The following is a 19,272-nucleotide window of genomic DNA, read 5'->3' on the forward strand; positions in this document are numbered from 1 at the left end:
GTTAGAGAATGTAGTGATGCATCTAAAAAAGTGATTAAATCATTTTGTTATAACGATTCGTATTGTGGACACGCAGAAACAAAAATGCCTTGGTTGTGAGCCAAGGCATTTTAATGACAACGGTGACGTATCGATTACACAGTCAGTGCTGTTTTACCGCCCATATAAGGCTGTAACACCTTAGGAATCGTCACGCTGCCATCGGCATTCTGGTTGTTCTCTAGCACCGCCACCAGCGTACGGCCGACTGCCAGGCCAGAGCCATTTAAAGTATGCAGTAACTCAGGTTTGCCATTGGCGTTGCGGAAACGCGCTTGCAAACGGCGTGCCTGGAAGGCTTCGCAGTTAGACACAGAAGAAATCTCACGGTAGGTATTTTGTGCGGGCAACCAAACTTCGAGGTCGTAGGTTTTGGCTGCGCCAAAGCCCATGTCGCCGGTACACAGCGAAACGACGCGGTAAGGCAATTCCAGTGCCTGCAAAATCGCTTCTGCATGGCCAACCATGTCTTCCAGCGCTTGATAGCTGGTTTCAGGATGCACAATCTGCACCATTTCGACTTTATCAAACTGGTGCTGACGGATCATGCCTTTGGTATCGCGGCCATAAGAGCCTGCCTCTGAGCGGAAGCATGGTGTATGAGCGGTGAGTTTAATTGGCAAGCTATCCGCCGCGACAATTTCATCGCGCACGGTGTTGGTCAGCGTGACTTCTGAGGTAGGGATCAAATACAGCTTGCTGTCGTTGTGCGGTGTGACGAACAAGTCTTCTTCAAACTTGGGCAATTGACCGGTACCCACCAGGGTCTCACGGTTGACCATATAAGGCGTGTAGCACTCGGTATAACCATGTTTGTCAGTTTGCGTATCCAGCATAAACTGGGCAATCGCGCGGTGCAGTTTGGCAATTTGCCCTTTCATCAAGGTAAAGCGTGCACCAGACAATTTGGCGCCGGTATCAAAATCCAGGCCCAATGGCGCACCGACGTCGGCATGGTCTTTGACTTCAAAATCAAAGCTGCGTGGCGTGCCCCAGCGACGAGCCTCTACGTTTTGGCTTTCATCTTGACCAACCGGTACGCTTTCGTGCGGCAAGTTAGGCACATTCAGCATCAGTGTCTGCATGCTGGCTTGAATCTCAGCCAACTGCGCTTCTGCTGCTTTTAATTCATCGCCCAAGCCAGCGACTTCAGCCAAAATCGCACTGACGTCTTCGCCTTTAGACTTGGCAATGCCGATTTGCTTAGAAGCCGCATTGCGCTTGGCTTGCAGGTTTTCAGTATTGGTCTGTATGGTTTTACGCTGTGCTTCGAGGGCCTTGAACTCTTCGGCAGGAAACACGAACTTACGTGCTGCCAGACGGGCGACGACATTGTCCAGATCATTTCTCAGTTGTTGTATATCTAACATGGGTTCTTTCTTTATTTTAGCCACAGAGGCCACGGAGTTCACAGAGAAAACCGTTTTACTCCATTGACCAATTTAGGCTCTGCAAAATTAATCAACAGGCCGCGCTTGAGACCTGTTGATTTTAAATATGAAATCAATTGTGCCTGTGCAAACTCTGGCAGTTTCAATTGCGCTTTTAACTCTACAATCACTTCGCCATGCACCAGTAAATCAAGGCGCTGCCCTTGTATCACTACACCTTTATACGATATATATACTGCAACCTGACGCTGGTATGCAATACCACGCAAATCAAGTTCATGACAAAGGGCAGTTTCATATACACATTCAAGTAAACCGACGCCAAGCTCACGATGTACCTCAATCGCCGCTCCGATAATCTGACCCGTCAAATCATCCATATTGGTTTTCTCTGTGAACTCTGTGCCCTCTGTGGCTAGACTATTTTTTGGCTTTTCTATCTAATTCTTTGAGGTGCTGTAATTTTTCGCCTATTTTACCTTCCAATCCACGTGGTGTGGGTTGGTAAAAAGGTTGTGGTTCCAAATCATCCGGAAAGTAATGCTCGCCTGCGGCATACGCGCCAGGCTCATTGTGCGCATAACGGTACTCTTTACCGTAGTCGAGCGCTTTCATCAGTTTGGTTGGCGCGTTTCTGAGATGCAGTGGTACCGCGCGTGATTTATCCTGCGCGACAAAGGCCTTGGCCTGATTGTAGGCCATATAGCCAGCATTACTTTTTGCGGCCACAGCCAGGTAAATCACGGCTTGCGCTAGCGCTAGCTCGCCTTCGGGGCTACCCAGGCGCTCAAACGTCAGGGCTGCATCGTTGGCAATCTGCATGGCACGCGGGTCTGCTAAACCAATATCCTCCCAGGCCATGCGGATGATGCGCCGTGCCAGGTATAAAGGCTCAGCACCACCATCGAGCATACGCATCAGCCAATACAGCGCGGCATCCGGGTTAGAGCCGCGCACGGATTTGTGCAAGGCAGAAATCTGGTCGTAAAAAGCTTCGCCACCTTTATCAAACCGGCGTAATTTACTCGCCATGGTCGACTGCAGAAACGTTTCATCGATGCTGCTGATATTGCCTGCTAACGCACCATTGAACAGGCTTTCGGCAAAGTTGAGCAAGCGCCTGGCATCGCCATCGGCGTAGGCCAGCACCTGCTCGGTCACAGCATCGGTTAATTGCACGTCTGGGGCCACTTTAAGCCTCGCACGCTCAAGCAGTTCACCCAGCTCTGGCTCAGTTAAGGCATTGAGCACAAATACCTGGGCGCGGCTCAGCAACGCACTATTCACTTCAAATGAAGGATTCTCGGTAGTGGCGCCGATAAAGGTAATCAAGCCGCTTTCAACAAAAGGCAAAAAGGCATCTTGCTGCCCCTTGTTAAAGCGGTGCACTTCATCCACAAACAAAATGGTGTTGCGGCCAGTTTGCTGCAACGTGAGTTCGGCACGCTCTACCGCTTCGCGAATATCTTTAATGCCCGACAACACGGCAGATAAAGGCACAAACTCGGCCTCTGCCGTTTGCGCAATCAAGCGAGCCAAAGTGGTCTTGCCCACACCTGGCGGCCCCCACAAAATCATGGAGGGCAATTTACCAGACTCAAATGCGCGGCGCAGCGGCTTGCTTTCACCCAGTAAATGGGTTTGGCCGACTACTTCATCGAGCGTTTTTGGCCGTAATTGCTCGGCAAGCGGGACTGAAGATGGCGTGTGTGGTTCAAACAGGGAGGACATAACGACTATATGATGCGCGAGCGACTATTCGCCCACCACATCTACCCCTTTAGGCACCGAGAATAGAAATTGATTGGTGTTTAAGCCAAGATTGACCTCGACATTAGTGAACACGATGTGTGTGCTTTGGCCAAAGGCATCCACCAGGCGCATTTCGGCCAGTTTGCTATGGTCAAACGAAATAATCACCACCTGAAAACCGCTGTCTTTCTGCTTGGGCTTGGCTTGTACGCGTTGCATGCCTTCAAAATCGAGCAGTCGCGTCAACCGGAAATTTTCTTCGACATTGGGGCCTCCTGCCAGTAAAGCTGCCGGGCTGGTGCCCAAGACTTTATCCACTGTACGTACGGTGACTTGTTGCAAATCGACATCAAACAGAAATACCTGGCGGCCATCACTAATGATCTGCTGTTCATAGGGCTTTTGATAATCCCAGCGAAACTTGTTCGGTCGCTGCAACAACATGGTGCCATTGACCTCTTGCAGCTTGCGCCCTTTTTGGTCAAACACGGTTTGCTTGAAGTTGGCACGCATGGCGTGGGTGCTTTGATAAAACTGTTTTAAATCGTCAACGCCATCGGCCAATGCCGCTGACATGACACACCAGCTACTTAACGCGATTAGCGTCTTGACTAATCCTTTATTCATGGTCCCCTCCAGCCTTCACTAACACTTCACGATTGCCATTACTTTGCATGGCCGAGACCAGTCCGGCACGTTCCATATCTTCAATTAATCTGGCCGCACGGTTATAGCCTATGCGCAACTGGCGTTGCACAGAAGATATAGACGCGCGACGGGTTTTAAGCACAATCGCCACCGCTTCATCATACAGAGGGTCTTTTTCACCACCGGCATCGTTGCCGCCCGGTAACCCTTCCAGATCGCCGCCCTCGGTCTCATTGGTGAGAATACCCTCAATGTAGTTTGGTTCGCCCTGCGCCTTGAGGAAGTTAACCACATTATGCACTTCGCCATCACTGACAAAAGCACCGTGAATACGCTGCGGGTAACCGCTACCCGGTGGCAGGTACAACATATCGCCCTGCCCCAGCAGGGTTTCTGCGCCCATTTGATCGAGAATCGTGCGTGAGTCAATTTTGCTTGATACCTGAAACGCCACCCGGGTTGGCACGTTGGCTTTAATCAGGCCAGTAATCACGTCAACCGATGGACGTTGGGTGGCGAGCACCAGGTGAATGCCCGAGGCACGCGCTTTTTGCGCCAGGCGTGCAATCAGCTCTTCCACCTTTTTGCCCACCACCATCATCAAGTCGGCCAGCTCATCAATCATCACCACGATCAACGGCATTTCGTCCAATGGCTCTGGCTCATCCGGCGTTAAACTAAACGGATGCGGAATCGACACCCCCTGCTTTTTCGCCTCTTGAATCTTTTGGTTATAGCCCGCCAGATTACGCACACCCAGGGTAGACATCAATTTATAACGCCGCTCCATCTCAGCCACACACCAGGTCAAGGCGTTGGCGGCCTGGCGCATGTCAGTCACCACCGGCGCCAACAGATGCGGGATGCCTTCGTATACGGACAGTTCCAGCATTTTCGGGTCTATGAGAATCATGCGGACGCGACTGGCTTCAGACTTATACAATAAGCTTAGAATCAGCGCATTAATGGCCACCGACTTACCAGAGCCGGTAGTACCCGCCACCAGCACATGCGGCATTTTAGCCAAGTCGGCCACTATCGGCTTGCCAGCAATATCTTTACCCATGGCAATGGCCAAAGGTGAGGTTAAATCGGCATAGGCCTGGCTACCCATGATTTCAGACAGCGAGACAATCTGGCGCTTGGGGTTAGGGATTTCGAGCCCCATATAACTCTTGCCAGGGATGGTTTCGACCACGCGTACACTGATCACAGACAAGGCGCGTGCCAGGTCTTTGGCCAGATTAGTGATTTGGCTACCTTTGACGCCGGGCGCAGGGTCTAGCTCATAACGTGTAATCACCGGCCCGGGTTGGGCGGTCACGACTTTCACTTCAATGCCAAAGTCCATCAATTTGCGCTCAATTAAACGCGACGTGAAGTCCAGCGTTTCGGCAGATTGCAACTCAACCGACTGATTAGGCGCATCCAGCAAATGTAATGGCGGCAAGCCTTCTTGCTCAATCGCGGCAAATAAAACGGCCTGTTTTTCTTTAACCACGCGCTCACTCGGCTCAATCACTACTTCTGGCACGGTGATTTCAACCGGCTTGCGGTCTTCGACCCGCTTACGCTCAGCCTCGACAAACTCTTCACGTGCCTGCAGTACCTGGCGCCCCACTTTGCGGTCTTGCCAGTCCTGATATTTGAGCAGGCTCCATTGATAAAACTGTATCATCCACTCACCCAATTGCTCGCTCATGGTAATCAGCGACCAGCTGGTAAACAGGCTGAACGCAATGGCAAACAACACCAGCAGCAACATGGTTGAGCCAGCAAAGCCAAACATATTGCGCAATAAATGATCAATACCACTACCAATCACGCCGCCTTGTTTAAGCGGAAAATCTGCCGGAAAACTGACCAAATGGCCAGACTCTAAAGCTGCTGACGCCAGCAGCATCAAGGCAAAACCAACGCCATTGAGCCACCAGTCATGTTTTTCAACCGGCTCCAGGTGCAAGCGCTGGTACATCAGCCAGACCATATAAAAGGCCAGCACCACAAACCACCAGGAAGAAAAACCGAACAAAGACAGAAAAATATCCGACACCCAGGCACCAACGGCACCACCAGCATTGTGGATGGTGTCATGCTCGCCAACCGCATGCGTCCAACCTGGGTCTTCATGCGAATAAGTCGCTAGAATCACCGCCAGAAACACGCCCAGCGCAGCCAGCGCAATCCATGACACCTCACGCAATAGCTTGGCGTCACGCTGCTGTTTCTCGGTCGAAACTTTTTCCAGGCGGACGTTAGCAACTTTTTTCTTATTAAAAAACAATATGTTGTCTCTTTCTTTGCAAGAGTGAACTTAAATGATTATAACAAAATCAAATTGCACAGAGGCAGACGAGGTTCTAAAATAAACAAATCACATCTACAAACCACCCCTATGGAGAGCTCATGGATATCGGAATTAACAACGAAAATCGCCAGGAAATCGCGCATGGTTTATCCAAGCTGCTGGCAGACACTTACACTTTATACCTGAAAACGCACTACTTTCACTGGAACGTCACCGGGCCAATGTTTAATACATTGCACCTGATGTTTGAAACCCAGTATACCGAGTTGGCGCTGGCGGTTGACCTGGTTGCCGAACGCATTCGCTCATTGGGTGTGAATGCCCCGGGCACCTATGCCCAGTTTGGCAAACTGACCTCGATTGAAGAAACCATAGATGTGCCAAAAGCCAATGACATGATTCGTGAGCTGGTTGCTGGCCACGAAGCGGTCTGTCGCACTGCGCGCAGTGTGTTTCCAGCCGCAGAAAAAGCCTCTGATGAAGCCACCGCTGACTTATTAACCCAACGCCTGCAATTGCATGAAAAAACAGCATGGATGTTAAGGAGCTTGCTGGAATAATAGATAAGCGATGCTGTTTTTTGGTGCAGGCTAACCTTCAGGTCATGCCAGAGCCAAAAAACAGCATGGATGTTGCGCAGTTTATTAGCGTCATTCTGTCGTACTTTTCTAGCGGATGGGCATTTAAAAAATGGTGTCCATCCCCATCTACATAAAAATAACTTAACGAACACTGGAAATCTCATCATGGCAACGAAACATGCCCGTTTAATGATTCTTGGCTCAGGCCCTGCTGGCTACACCGCAGCCGTCTATGCCGCTCGCGCAAACCTTAACCCGGTGTTAATTACTGGCCTGGCACAAGGCGGCCAGCTAATGACAACCACCGAGGTTGATAACTGGCCAGCCGATGCCGATGGCGTGATGGGCCCAGAGTTGATGGCACGTTTTCAGCAACATGCCGAACGCTTTAATACCGAGATGATTTTTGACCACATCCACACCACGCATCTGAAAGAAAAGCCGATTCGTTTGGTGGGTGATAACAGTGAATACACCTGTGATGCGTTGATTATTGCCACCGGCGCCTCAGCCAAATACTTAGGCCTGCCTAGTGAAGAGGCCTTCGCAGGCAAAGGGGTGTCTGCGTGTGCCACGTGTGACGGCTTTTTTTACCGTAACCAGGAGGTCGCCGTGATTGGTGGCGGCAACACGGCGGTAGAAGAGGCGTTGTACCTGGCCAATATTGCCAGCAAAGTTACCTTGGTGCATCGCCGCGACAAATTCAAAGCGGAAGCGATTCTGGTCGACAAACTGATGGCCCGCGTCAAAGAAGGCAAGATCGTACTGGAAACTTTCCACACGCTGGATGAAGTCTTGGGCGACAACACAGGTGTGACTGGCATGCGCCTCAAAGACGTAAACGCTGGCACCACCAAAGACATTACGCTTAAAGGCGTATTTATTGCCATTGGCCACCAGCCAAATACGCAAATTTTTGAAGGCCAGCTAGAAATGGAAGGCGGCTATATCGTGACGCACACGGGCCGTCAGGGTAATTTTACGGCCACCAGTATTCCTGGGGTGTTTGCCGCAGGCGACGTGCAAGACCATATTTACCGCCAGGCGGTGACCAGTGCGGGCACTGGTTGTATGGCGGCGCTGGATGCTGAGCGTTATTTGACTAGCCTGGAGTAAAATCTATCGCGGTAAATCTATAGTCAGGCATGAAGAAGCGCACCCCGGTGCGCTTTTTTATTTTAAAATCACAGAATGTCGCAAGCGCTACCAGACAAGGACGAAGATGATGCTTCACTGTTTCACGAAGCAGTGAAAGGCGCACGCCCGGTCAAAACCACGCGCATTTCTCACGCGCCTAAAAAACCAAAACCGATCCCCAGGCAATTGATCCGCGACGAAAAACAAGCACTGATTGATTCACTCAGCGATGATTACATTCCGGCGCACGAACTCGAAAGCGGCGAAGAATTACTGTATTTGCGCGAAGGCCAATCGCCCATGGTGTTGAGCAAGTTGCGGCGCGGACATTGGGTGGTGCAAGCACACATAGACTTGCACGGCCTGATTAGCGACGAAGCCCGTTTGTATGTCTCAGAATTTATTGCCAATTGCAAAAAACGCGGCTTGCGCTGTGTGCGCATTGTGCACGGCAAAGGCCTGGGTTCACGCAATAAAGAGCCGGTGCTTAAACACAAACTGCGCAATTGGCTGATGCAAAAAGATGAGGTGATTGCCTACGCCCAGGCACGCGCCACAGATGGCGGTGGCGGCGCAGTGATCGTGCTGCTCAAAGCATAAAAACGCGATGCCTATATGAGCATCGCGTTTTTATAACCCGTCCATCCATTACCAATATTGACGATGCTGGCCTGGCCCACGCCCTCTCATCGCCGCTGGACGGTACACTGACGCTGGCATCGGCTGAATCTGCACCACATTCGGTCTGACTGATACGGCCACATCCAACACCGGGCCTGGATCTCGGTCCATCATGGTCGAATATTGGCGACCTTGATATTCGTAATTCACCACATAGCCTGTGGTCACAGTTTGCCATTGGTCGACCAGCACACATTGTTCAATCGGGCGCGTCACAATGCGTTCGTTACCATAGGCATTTTGGTTACCGACACGGTCGCCGACAATGGCACCCACACCAGCACCAACCGCAGCGGCCGCAACACGGCCGTTACCACGACCAATGGTGCTGCCTAATAAACCACCAGCGACGCCACCGACAATTGCACCGGTGTTAGAGCGATTGGACTCATACACGCTTTCACGCACATAGTCGGTATGACATTCCTGGCGCGGCTGGTTGATTTGCTGCACTTGCGGTGCGACCGACAGCACTCTGGCCCGGTCAATATACTCGGCATCGGCAAATGCACTCTGGCTAGCTGCCATCATCACGACCGTTAATCCTATCAGTTTACGCATTCTGTTTTCCTCTCATGCATCACACTGCTTGCTGCAGTGATTTGTTAACGTGCATTCAATCATGAGAGATGACGCGCCGATGTATCAAACCGGGCAAAATTTTGTATCTGGGCAGATACGAAGATTACTGACTGCTGTTGGCCAGTTTAAGTAATTCACCGCGCTGCTGGATTTCAATCACCCCGCGGCCCATGGTCAACCAGCCTTTTTGTTCCAGGCGTTTTAACTGGCGGCTGATCACCTCACGGGCGGTGCCCAATTCGTCGGCAATTTGCTGGTGCGTGCGTTGAATGGTGTTATTGCCCATGTCGAGCAACCATTTAGCTAAACGGGCATCCAGCGTTTGAAAAGCGACTTCATCCAGCAACACAATCAGGTCACTGATCAGCGCGCCATAGTTTTGCATCACATATTGCCTGAACACCGGCGAGTCGATCATCAGCTTATGAAAAGTTGTGTCCGGCACGATCACATCCTGGATTTCTTCTTCGACGATGGTAGAGGCCGGATATTGGCTATTGCCTAGCAAGCAAGTGGTGGTGATGACACAGGTTTCGCCCGCCCCCACCCGGTAAAGCACAATTTCACGGCCACTGGCAGACATTTTATACACGCGCGAACGGCCTTTGAGTCGCAACACATAACCACCGCAATGATCACCTTCACGATAACCGATGGTGCCAATGGGCGCTTCTACAATACGTGCATATTGTGTGAGCAGTTTTTTAGCCGTGTCTTCCAGCGCTTCCAGCTCAGGAAACAAACTGATCCATGACAGTGATTGCATCATCCCGATAACCCCCAGTATTTTTTTGTAATGGTATTGAGCGCTTGCCACGCTCTCAACACGCTTTAATTAATGCGACAAACTTTACCATAGATTGATTTCAAATCATGATCACCAGCAACCACAACTGTGTGAAAGCGTACACAATCTGTGACAACAGGTTTATGATGGAATTTCAACGTATAAATTAAGTATAAAAATAAATGATGATTCTAGGGGTATTATGCAAACGTCGGATATTACGGTGGATCTTTTTGACCAGTTAAGAGCATCCGCCGATCAGGCCAGCCAGTTGATGAAAGCAATGGCAAACACTGATCGGTTGATGCTGTTATGTCAATTATCACAAGGTGAAAAATCAGTCAGCGCGTTGGAAACCAACCTGAATTTGAGGCAGCCCAGCCTGTCGCAACAATTAACCGTATTACGCGAGGCGCAACTGGTCAGCACACGGCGCGAAGGCAAAAATGTCTATTACAGCATAGGCAGCCCGGCCGCGCTGGCAGTGATTCAGGTGTTGCACCGCGAATTTTGCCAAAAACAGGAGCGTTGCCAAACCGCAGCCGCCGCGCAGCTCAAAAGCGCATAAGCACTTTAAACATGGATATTAAAACGCATGGATATAAAAACGATAGATCAACGCTATAGTGTCAGCGACCAGTTAACCGCCTCTGACTTAGACACATTGGCAGCACAAGGCATCACATTGGTGGTTAATTTCAGGCCAGATGGTGAAGGTGGCGAATCGCAACCAGCCAATGCAATCCTCGCCGAAAAAGCGGCTTCATTGGGCATGGCCTACGCGTTTATCCCAGTGCTACCCAACCAGATTAAACCTGAACACGTGCAACAACTGCAAACATTACTGAGCCAGCATGCAGGCCCTGCACTGGGGTTTTGCCGCACGGGCAACCGGGCCAATCAAGTGTATCAACTGGCGTCACAGGCACCAGCAGCGGCCAAACCGGCCTGTTGCAGCCAGCCCGCAGCACAAGAGGGCTTGATCAATAAAGTCAAAAGCTGGTTTAACGATTAAATAACAACAACGCAGAAAGCAAGATCAATTAATTCCATGAGTACATCTAATTTCGACATTGTCATTGTCGGCGGCGGCGCAGCAGGCTGTGCCATCGCTGCCAGTTTAAAAAAGCGTGCGCCGGCACTCAACATTGCCATCATAGAACCCTCTGACCAACACTATTACCAGCCCGCCTGGACGCTGGTTGGTGCCGGTGAGTTTGATGCTCAAAAAACAGTGCGCGCCATGGCTGACTGCATTCCCGCAGGCATCACCTGGTTGCAAGCCGCAGCGACCAAGTTCGAGCCAGAACAAAAGCAGGTCGTTACCGATAAACTGGGCACGATTCAATACCAGCAATTAGTGGTCGCTGCGGGCCTAAAGCTCAATTGGGCCGGCATTAAAGGCTTGCCGGAAACCTTAGGCAAGCATGGCGTCACCTCCAACTATCGCTTTGACCTGGCGCCATATACTTGGCAACTGGTGCAACAATTGCAGTCTGGCAAAGCTTTGTTTACCCAACCACCGATGCCAATCAAATGTGCAGGCGCGCCGCAAAAGGCGCTGTATCTCTCCTGTGCCGAGTGGTTAGGCAAAGGCCGCTTGGGCAATATTAAAGCCTCGTTTTACAGCGCGACACCTACCCTGTTTGGCGTCAAAGAGTATGTGGAACCTTTAATGCAATATATTCGCCGCTATCAAGTAGATTTGCATTTGAACAGCACGCTGGTAGAGGTCGATGGCCTGGGCAAAACCGCCTGGTTTAATATTAAGGATGCCGAAGGCAATGTGAGCCGCATTAGCGAAACGTTTGACCTGCTACATGTGGTGCCGCCACAAACCGCACCAGACTTTATCAAGCAAAGCCCGTTAGCCAATGCCGATGGCTGGGTTGAAGTTGACCAGCACAGTTTGCAACATGTGCGCTACCCGGATGTTTTTGGTGTGGGTGACTGCACCAACACCCCCAATGCCAAAACAGCGGCCGCCGCACGCAAGCAAGTGGTGATCGCTGCCGAAAACCTGCTGGCAGCCCGCGCCGGGAAAGCCCTGCCTTCACGTTATGATGGCTATGGGTCCTGCCCGCTGACGGTAGAAAAAGGCAAAATCATTTTGGCCGAATTTGGTTACGGCGGCAAAATCGTGCCGACCTTCCCTTGGGACTCAACCAAACCACGCCGCAGCGCCTGGTTACTCAAAAAATATGTATTACCGCCACTTTACTGGCACCTGATGCTCAAGGGTCGTGAATGGCTGGCGCGCTGCAGCGCGTGTGGTTAGCTTGATTGACCCGCCATAAAGGCCTGCAGCCATTGCAAGGTGAGCGCGACCCCAAAACCGTTCACCTCACTGGCCACCGCACCTAAACCGTCTTTATGGCTATAAGAAGACAAATCAATGTGGCACCAGGCCACATCTCCTTCGATAAACTTACCTAGAAAGCGCGCCGCCAGCATATGGTCGGCATCGCTGTCCATGGTGCATTGCTTGATATCGGCAATGTCGCTATCCAGCGCACTGTCATAATCCTCAGCATACGGAAAAGCCACCACGCGCTCGCCACTGGCAGCCCCCGCCTCCACCATCTGGCTCGACAATGCCGCATGGTTGGCAACAATCCCGCTCATACGTGACCCTAGTGCCGTTTGCATGCTGCCTGTCAGCGTAGCGTAATCAATCATCACATCAGGCTGATCACGGCTGGCCAGCGTTAAGGTATCGGCCAGCACCATGCGGCCTTCGGCATCGGTGTGTACTATTTCTATGGTCATGCCATTGAGCGCGGCAATCACATCATTTTGCTTGTAGGCATTAGGGCCAATATGGTTTTGCGCCAGCGCCAACCAGCAATCAACATTGATCGGCAATTGCTGCGCACTGATGGCCTGCAACACCCCCACCGCCACCGCACTGCCGTTCATGTCCTGATGCATGCCCTGCATATATTTGGCTGACTTTAAATTGTGGCCGCCGGTATCAAAACAAATGCCTTTGCCGACCAACGCCAGCGTTTTTTCAGCTTGCGGATGACGATAAGACAATTTGACGATCGCAGCGTCTTGCGGCTCAGAGCCTTGCGCCACCGCTACAAAAGCACCCGCGCCTAATTGCCTGAGCGCGTCTGTGTCCCACTCAGCATATTGCCAGCCTTTTTCACTGGCCATGGTTTGCAAACACTGCCGGTAGAGCGCTGGCGTTAACATATTGGGCGGCGTCATGGTCAGCGCGCGGCAAACTGTATTGCCTGCGGCCAACGCGGTGACTTCACTCGTCCAACCAATATCGCTCACACCAAACACGCTAATTTCACGCAATTTTGGCCCCGCAGGCTTCTGTTTCAGCAGCGGCAATGCTTGCGCGTTCACCAGCGTGACGTACGCGGCCAGCCTGGCAAAGCAGTCGGTATGTTTTTTTGAATACACGGCCAGCGCAATGCGTACTGGATGCTCAGCCAGCAGCGGCTTAACTGCTGCACGTAAGGCTGTGGCCAAGGCAAATGTCGAGGCCGCGGCATCCAGCTGACACATGCTGACCAACGTGCCGTCTGCCAGCTCAAGTGTGACTGGTTTGTCTTTTAAATCTGCCGCAGTGAGGCCTGCGCGCTGCAATTTGGCCACGAATATATCGGCAAAAGGCAGTGATGAAAAAAACGGTTCTTCAAACACGACCAATATATGTTTGGCACAGGCTGATAATAAGGTTGAACTGACTTCTGAAGTTTGGGACCACTCGATGCGCATATGGGTTAGAAAACACTCTTATATAAAACATTAAACAAACGTAGCAAATACCTGCATTTAGGCATGATTTATTCATGCAAAACTTGACCAAAACGGCCAAAAAAGAGACACTTACAGCTAATTGATCGGTTGCTGAGACTCATCACCTAAATTCAGCAACGTGTTACCATAAAAGCAGTATCCAATTTCGGAATCCCTTCTTGGTAATCAACACTTTCTCAGCGCTAGGCATGGCTAGGTGCTAGATTATACGCATAGCGACTTAAAACTCGGAGAATCCTCACGCATGGCAACGCATTCGCAAGCACACCTCAATGAAACTGACCCGCAAGAAACGCAAGAGTGGTTAGAAGCCCTCAGTGCTGTTATTGAGAATGAAGGGCCAGAACGTGCCCACTTCCTGCTGGAAGCAATGATTGATCAAGCCCGCCGTTCCGGCGGCCATTTGCCTTATAAGGCGACCACCGCTTACGTTAACACCATCCCTACCCACTTGCAGGGCAAACTGCAAGGCGACCCGGAGATGGAGCGCCGTGTCCGTGCACTGATCCGCTGGAATGCGATCATGACCGTACTGCGTGCCAACGAAAAATCGCCAGGTATCGGCGGCCACATTGCCAGCTTCCAGTCAGCAGCAACATTGTACGACGTTGGTTTTAACCACTTTTTCCGTGCTGCCAACGAAACCTTTGGCGGCGACTGTATTTACTTCCAGGGGCACTCGTCTCCTGGCGTGTATGCACGTGCCTTTCTGGAAGGCCGCATTAGCGAAGAGCAAATGGATAACTTCCGTCAGGAAACCGGCGGCAATGGCTTATCCAGCTACCCACACCCATGGTTGATGCCAGATTTCTGGCAGTTCCCAACGGTCTCTATGGGCCTGGGCCCATTGGCGGGTATTTACCAGGCACGTTTCCTCAAGTACCTGCATAACCGCGGCATTGCCGATACGGCTGACCGCAAGGTGTGGGTATTCTGCGGCGATGGCGAGATGGACGAGCCGGAATCACAAGGCGCGATTTCACTGGCGGCGCGTGAAGGCCTGGATAACCTGATTTTTGTCATCAACTGTAACTTGCAGCGCCTGGATGGCCCGGTGCGTGGCAACGGCAAAATCATCCAGGAGCTCGAATCCAACTTCCGCGGTGCGGGCTGGAACGCGATCAAAGTCATCTGGGGTTCTTACTGGGATCCTTTGCTGTCCATGGACAAAGACGGCATCCTGCGCAAACGCATGGAAGAATGCGTGGATGGTGAATACCAGAACTTCAAGCAAAAAGGTGGCGCCTACACGCGTGAATACTTCTTTGGCAAATATCCTGAATTGCGCGAAATGGTGGCTGCGATGTCAGATGCTGACATCTGGCGCCTGAACCGCGGTGGTCACGATCCGCACAAAGTGTTTGCGGCTTACCATGCTGCGGCAAACCATAAAGGTCAGCCAACCGTTATTTTAGCCAAAACCGTCAAAGGTTACGGCATGGGTGAGGCCGGTGAAGGCCAAAACACCACGCACCAGCAAAAGAGCATGGATATTGCTTCCCTTAAGGCGTTCCGTGACCGGTTTGACCTGCCATTGACTGACGAGCAGGTAGAAAACCTGTCTTATTACCGCCCGGCTGAAGACAGCCCGGAAATCAAATACATGATGGAGCGTCGTGCCGCGTTGGGTGGTTTTGTGCCTAGCCGTCGCCGTAAAGGCAACGAGCTGACCGTGCCTGAGCTGTCAGCATTTGAAAACATGCTGGGCGCCACTGGTGAGCGTGAAATCTCGACCACCATGGCCTTTGTGCGTATCTTGTCTACCCTGGTGCGTGACAAGCAAGTCGGCAAATATGTGGTGCCTATCGTGCCAGACGAAGCGCGTACATTTGGTATGGAAGGCATGTTCCGCCAATTGGGTATTTACTCCTCTGTTGGCCAACTGTATGAGCCACAAGATTCTGACCAGGTGATGTTCTACAAAGAATCTAAAAGCGGCCAGATTTTAGAAGAAGGCATTAACGAAGCGGGCTCATTTGCCAGCTGGCTGGCGGCAGCGACGTCTTACAGCGTCACCGGCACCCAGATGATTCCGTTCTACATTTACTACTCAATGTTTGGCTTCCAGCGTATTGGTGACTTTGCCTGGGCGGCTGGCGACAGCCGTGCACGTGGCTTCTTGCTGGGTGCAACAGCGGGCAGAACAACCTTGAACGGTGAAGGCTTGCAGCACGAAGATGGCCACAGTCATCTGATGTCGGCAACGATTCCAAACTGCGTGTCTTACGATCCGACGTTTGCTTACGAGCTGGCCGTGATTATTCAGGAAGGTATGCACCGCATGGTGCAAAACCAGGAAGATGTGTATTACTACATCACCCTGATGAACGAAAACTATACGCATCCGGCCATGCCAGAAGGCAGCGCCGCCGGCATTCTCAAAGGCATGTACAGCTTCAGCAAGTCCAAAACCAAAGGCCCTAAAGTACAACTGATGGGCTCAGGCGTGATTCTGCGCGAAGTGATTGCCGCCGCCGAGTTGCTGGAAAAAGACTGGGGCGTGTCTGCTGACGTATGGAGTGTGACCAGCTTTACCGAGTTACGGCGCGATGGGATTGATGCCGAGCGTCATAACCTGCTCAACCCGGAAGCCAAACCAGTGCTGAGTTATGTGGCTCAAAGCCTGGCAAAAGCCGAAGGCCCGGTAGTTGCCTCAACTGACTATATGCGTAGCTTTGCAGACCAGATTCGCCCGTTTGTGCCTAACAGATTCGTGACCCTGGGCACCGATGGTTATGGCCGCTCAGACTCACGCGAAGCCTTGCGTAGCTTCTTTGAAGTTGACCGCTACTATGTGGTACTGGCTGCCTTGAAAGCACTGGCTGACGACGGAAAACTGCCTGCGGCCAAAGCAACTGAAGCGATTAAAAAATATAATATCGACATTAGTCGTGCCAATCCGGCCACGATCTAAGGTCACGACATAAGGAAAGTACACAATATGTCTATCAAAGAAGTACTGGTGCCGGATATCGGCAACTTTGACAGCGTCGACGTCATTGAAGTCCTGGTCAGTGTGGGTGACACCGTGGCCAAAGAAGACTCACTGATGACGGTGGAGTCTGACAAAGCCTCTATGGACATCCCCTCGTCACTGGCCGGGGTCGTTAAAGAAATCCACATCAAAGTGGGTGACAAAACCAAACAGGGCGCACTGATTCTGACACTGGATACCGCGGCCGAAGCGGCACCTGCAGAAAAAGTAGCGCCACAGCCGACAGCAACACCGGTCGTGGCCACAGTCACCGTCGATGAAACCAAAGTTGCAATTCCTGAGCCGACACGCCCAGTGGCCCAAGTGCCGCAGGTGATTCAGCCGCAAGCCACCCCTAACCCGGTAGCGGCTAGCAGCGTGGCCAGCAGCGGCAAACTGGCGCACGCCAGCCCGTCAGTGCGCAAATTTGCACGTGAGTTAGGTGTGAGCTTATCGCTGGTAAAAGCCAGCGGCCCTAAAAATCGTATTGTGCAAGCAGATGTACAAGCCTATGTGAAAGGCGAGCTATCCAAGCCACGCTCTGAAAATATGGGCAGCGGCTTAAGCACCCTGCCGATGCCAGTGATTGATTTCAGCCAGTTTGGCAATATCGAAACCAAACCACTGTCACGCATCAAAAAATTGTCTGGTGCTAATTTGCACCGCAATTGGGTGACTGCACCGCACGTGACACAGTTTGATGAAGCCGACATTACCGACCTGGAAGACTTTAGAAAGTCGATGTTGGTCGAAGCCGAAAAACGTGGCGTGAAATTAACCTTGCTGGCTTTTCTCATGAAAGCCGTGGTCAATGCATTGCGCACTTACCCTAACTTTAACGCGTCACTGTCCCCAGAAGGCGATAGCTTAATCCTCAAGCAGTATTACAACATCGGCTTCGCCTGCGATACGCCAGACGGCCTGGTAGTGCCTGTGGTGCGGGATGTGAATCAGAAAGATGTGATGGACATCGCACGCGACCTGGCTGATTTGTCTGCCAAGGCCCGCGAGCGTAAGTTGAAGGTAGAAGAAATGCAAGGCGGCTGCTTTACGATTTCTAGCCTGGGCGGCATCGGCGGCACCATGTTCACACCTATCATCAACTGCCCTGAAGTCGCGATTTTAGGCGTCTCGCGCGCGGCCATGCAACCTGTGTATAACAAAGACACCGGCGGCTTTGACCCACGCCTGATCATGCCATTATCGCTCTCTTATGATCACCGCGTCATCGACGGCGCGGATGGCGCAAGATTCACCAGCCATCTGCGTGTGATGCTGAGTGATGTAAGAAGGTTGTTGCTGTAATTGCAATGTATTGAGTAAAAAAGGGGCATATAAAGCCCCTTTTTTATTTGCCTTGACAGTCAAATATAGCAAAGTTACCATAAGTTATCATTTTAAAATAACCTATGGTAACTTATATATAAATGGATCCCAGAGTCAACCCTTATGCGCCTGGTGCAGGCACCCAACCTCCGGAACTCGCAGGGCGCGATGAAATTATTGAAAAAGCATCGATTGCCTTGGATCGATTCAGAGCGGGCTTGTCTGCCAGAAGCTTGTTACTGGTAGGCTTGCGTGGCGTGGGTAAAACCGTTCTCTTAAACCGCATTGCACAAGACACTGAAGCACGTGGATTTGTAATTGTGCAAATTGAAGCTCCGGAAAAACGGTCCTTGCCTGCCTTGCTTATTCCATCATTACGGACTGCATTATTGAAACTCGACAGAGTCGCCGCTGTTGGCGACAAAGCCAAACGCGCCTTACGGGCATTGGGCGGTTTTGTGGGCGCAATGAAAGTCAAGTATGAGGATATTGAATTTGGTGTAGATTTGGGGAATGAACCGGGCATTGCAGATTCAGGAGACCTGGAACGTGATTTGATAGACCTGTTTATTGAAGTAGGCAAAGCAGCCAAAGAAAAAAACACTGCGCTCGTTTTTTTTATTGATGAATTACAATATGTCAAAGAGGAACAATTTGCCTCATTGATCACAGCACTACACAAATGCGCCCAGGATCAATTACCAGTGGCCTTGATAGGCGCAGGCTTACCGCAACTGGTTGGGCAGGCAGGTCGCGCAAAATCTTATGCCGAGCGATTGTTTGAATATCCTGAAATCGGCCCATTAACCAAGCAAGATGCAGAGAAGGCGCTGGCCAGACCGGCTGCGCAACATCAAGTCAGCTTTGATACTGCTGCACTAAAAGAAATACTCGTGCAAACGCAGTCTTACCCTTACTTTTTACAAGAGTGGGGCAAGCATAGCTGGCATTGTGCAACTCAAAGTCCAATTACTTTGGACGACGTTCAAGCAGCCACTGAACTTGCTGTTTCAGAACTGGATGCAAGTTTTTTTAGAGTACGATTTGACAGGCTGACCCCCTCAGAAAAACTGTATCTGCGCGCCATGGCTGAACTCGGCCCAGGACCACACAGGTCTGGTGACATCGCACACTTACTAAACAAGGATGTCAATAAAGTCGCACCTACTCGCGCGACACTGATAAACAAAGGGATGGTTTACAGCCCGGCCCACGGTGACAACAGCTTTACCGTGCCATTGTTTGATGAGTATATGAAACGAGTCATGCATGCATTCTGATTGCAA

General features: G+C 51.2%; 17 protein-coding genes. 9 read left to right on the top strand and 8 right to left on the bottom strand.

Translation table 11 applies throughout. The annotated features are described in order from the left end of the window. Nucleotides 1-134: 134 nt before the first annotated feature. Genes serS through METH5_RS0100595 form a run of 5 tightly spaced genes read right to left on the bottom strand, consistent with a single transcriptional unit; the run spans nucleotide 135 to nucleotide 6,114 of the window. Nucleotides 135-1,409, bottom strand: a complete 1,275-nt coding sequence (gene serS, locus METH5_RS0100575) for a serine--tRNA ligase (RefSeq protein ID WP_029146658.1) — start codon at nucleotides 1,407-1,409, stop codon at nucleotides 135-137. A 38-nt stretch (nucleotides 1,410-1,447) separates the two neighbouring features. Then, on the bottom strand, nucleotides 1,448-1,810 hold the full coding sequence (locus METH5_RS0100580) for a GxxExxY protein (protein WP_029146659.1): 363 nt from the start codon (nucleotides 1,808-1,810) through the stop codon (nucleotides 1,448-1,450). A 40-nt stretch (nucleotides 1,811-1,850) separates the two neighbouring features. Next, nucleotides 1,851-3,161, bottom strand: coding sequence for a replication-associated recombination protein A (locus METH5_RS0100585; protein ID WP_029146660.1), 1,311 nt, complete (start codon nucleotides 3,159-3,161; stop codon nucleotides 1,851-1,853). 24 nt (nucleotides 3,162-3,185) lie between these two features. Next, nucleotides 3,186-3,809 (bottom strand): outer membrane lipoprotein chaperone LolA, encoded by a 624-nt coding sequence (gene lolA, locus METH5_RS0100590; RefSeq protein ID WP_029146661.1) that lies wholly within the window; start codon nucleotides 3,807-3,809, stop codon nucleotides 3,186-3,188. Further along, nucleotides 3,802-6,114, bottom strand: a complete 2,313-nt coding sequence (locus tag METH5_RS0100595; RefSeq protein WP_029146662.1) for a DNA translocase FtsK — start codon at nucleotides 6,112-6,114, stop codon at nucleotides 3,802-3,804. The genes lolA and METH5_RS0100595 overlap by 8 nt, the downstream gene beginning before the upstream one ends. 122 nt (nucleotides 6,115-6,236) lie before the next feature. On the opposite strand from METH5_RS0100595, the gene METH5_RS0100600 reads away from it, so the two are divergent. From METH5_RS0100600 to METH5_RS0100610, 3 genes are all read left to right on the top strand, one after another. Then, nucleotides 6,237-6,698: a Dps family protein gene (locus METH5_RS0100600; RefSeq protein ID WP_029146663.1), complete on the top strand. Its 462-nt coding sequence runs from the start codon at nucleotides 6,237-6,239 to the stop codon at nucleotides 6,696-6,698. A 186-nt stretch (nucleotides 6,699-6,884) separates the two neighbouring features. Beyond that, a complete protein-coding gene (trxB, locus tag METH5_RS0100605; RefSeq protein ID WP_029146664.1) occupies nucleotides 6,885-7,835 on the top strand; it encodes a thioredoxin-disulfide reductase in 951 nt (316 codons plus the stop codon). Between the two features lie 75 nt (nucleotides 7,836-7,910). Then, nucleotides 7,911-8,456, top strand: a complete 546-nt coding sequence (locus tag METH5_RS0100610; RefSeq protein ID WP_029146665.1) for a Smr/MutS family protein — start codon at nucleotides 7,911-7,913, stop codon at nucleotides 8,454-8,456. Nucleotides 8,457-8,504: 48 nt separating this feature from the next. On the opposite strand, the gene METH5_RS0100615 is transcribed toward METH5_RS0100610, so the two are convergent. Together METH5_RS0100615 and METH5_RS0100620 are read right to left on the bottom strand one after the other, a co-directional pair. After that, nucleotides 8,505-9,098 (bottom strand): glycine zipper 2TM domain-containing protein, encoded by a 594-nt coding sequence (locus METH5_RS0100615; protein ID WP_029146666.1) that lies wholly within the window; start codon nucleotides 9,096-9,098, stop codon nucleotides 8,505-8,507. 124 nt (nucleotides 9,099-9,222) lie between these two features. Beyond that, entirely contained in the window at nucleotides 9,223-9,888 is a 666-nt protein-coding gene (locus tag METH5_RS0100620) for a Crp/Fnr family transcriptional regulator (RefSeq protein WP_029146667.1), read from the bottom strand. Between the two features lie 220 nt (nucleotides 9,889-10,108). Between METH5_RS0100620 and METH5_RS0100625 the strand changes: the two genes are divergently transcribed. Genes METH5_RS0100625 through METH5_RS0100635 form a run of 3 tightly spaced genes read left to right on the top strand, consistent with a single transcriptional unit; the run spans nucleotide 10,109 to nucleotide 12,184 of the window. Beyond that, complete coding sequence (locus METH5_RS0100625; protein ID WP_029146668.1) at nucleotides 10,109-10,474, top strand: helix-turn-helix transcriptional regulator; 366 nt, start codon at nucleotides 10,109-10,111, stop codon at nucleotides 10,472-10,474. A gap of 27 nt (nucleotides 10,475-10,501) precedes the next feature. Continuing rightward, nucleotides 10,502-10,921 carry a TIGR01244 family sulfur transferase gene (locus METH5_RS0100630; protein ID WP_029146669.1) on the top strand — a complete coding sequence of 140 codons (420 nt, stop codon included), beginning with the start codon at nucleotides 10,502-10,504 and terminating at the stop codon, nucleotides 10,919-10,921. A gap of 36 nt (nucleotides 10,922-10,957) precedes the next feature. Then, nucleotides 10,958-12,184 carry an FAD/NAD(P)-binding oxidoreductase gene (locus tag METH5_RS0100635; RefSeq protein WP_029146670.1) on the top strand — a complete coding sequence of 409 codons (1,227 nt, stop codon included), beginning with the start codon at nucleotides 10,958-10,960 and terminating at the stop codon, nucleotides 12,182-12,184. Here the strand turns inward: METH5_RS0100635 and METH5_RS0100640 are convergent. Further along, nucleotides 12,181-13,644: a leucyl aminopeptidase family protein gene (locus tag METH5_RS0100640; protein ID WP_029146671.1), complete on the bottom strand. Its 1,464-nt coding sequence runs from the start codon at nucleotides 13,642-13,644 to the stop codon at nucleotides 12,181-12,183. The genes METH5_RS0100635 and METH5_RS0100640 overlap by 4 nt on opposite strands. Nucleotides 13,645-13,930: 286 nt before the next feature. On the opposite strand from METH5_RS0100640, the gene aceE reads away from it, so the two are divergent. From aceE to METH5_RS0100655, 3 genes are all read left to right on the top strand, one after another. Then, nucleotides 13,931-16,600, top strand: a complete 2,670-nt coding sequence (gene aceE / locus METH5_RS0100645; RefSeq protein WP_029146672.1) for a pyruvate dehydrogenase (acetyl-transferring), homodimeric type — start codon at nucleotides 13,931-13,933, stop codon at nucleotides 16,598-16,600. Between the two features lie 27 nt (nucleotides 16,601-16,627). Then, the gene (aceF, locus tag METH5_RS0100650) at nucleotides 16,628-17,965 is read left to right on the top strand and encodes a dihydrolipoyllysine-residue acetyltransferase (RefSeq protein ID WP_029146673.1); all 1,338 of its coding nucleotides are present in this window, start codon (nucleotides 16,628-16,630) and stop codon (nucleotides 17,963-17,965) included. 122 nt (nucleotides 17,966-18,087) lie between these two features. Then, a complete protein-coding gene (locus METH5_RS0100655; protein WP_029146674.1) occupies nucleotides 18,088-19,266 on the top strand; it encodes an ATP-binding protein in 1,179 nt (392 codons plus the stop codon). Nucleotides 19,267-19,272: the final 6 nt, after the last annotated feature.

This window comes from Methylophilus sp. 5 (genome assembly GCF_000515275.1).
Taxonomy (GTDB): domain Bacteria; phylum Pseudomonadota; class Gammaproteobacteria; order Burkholderiales; family Methylophilaceae; genus Methylophilus.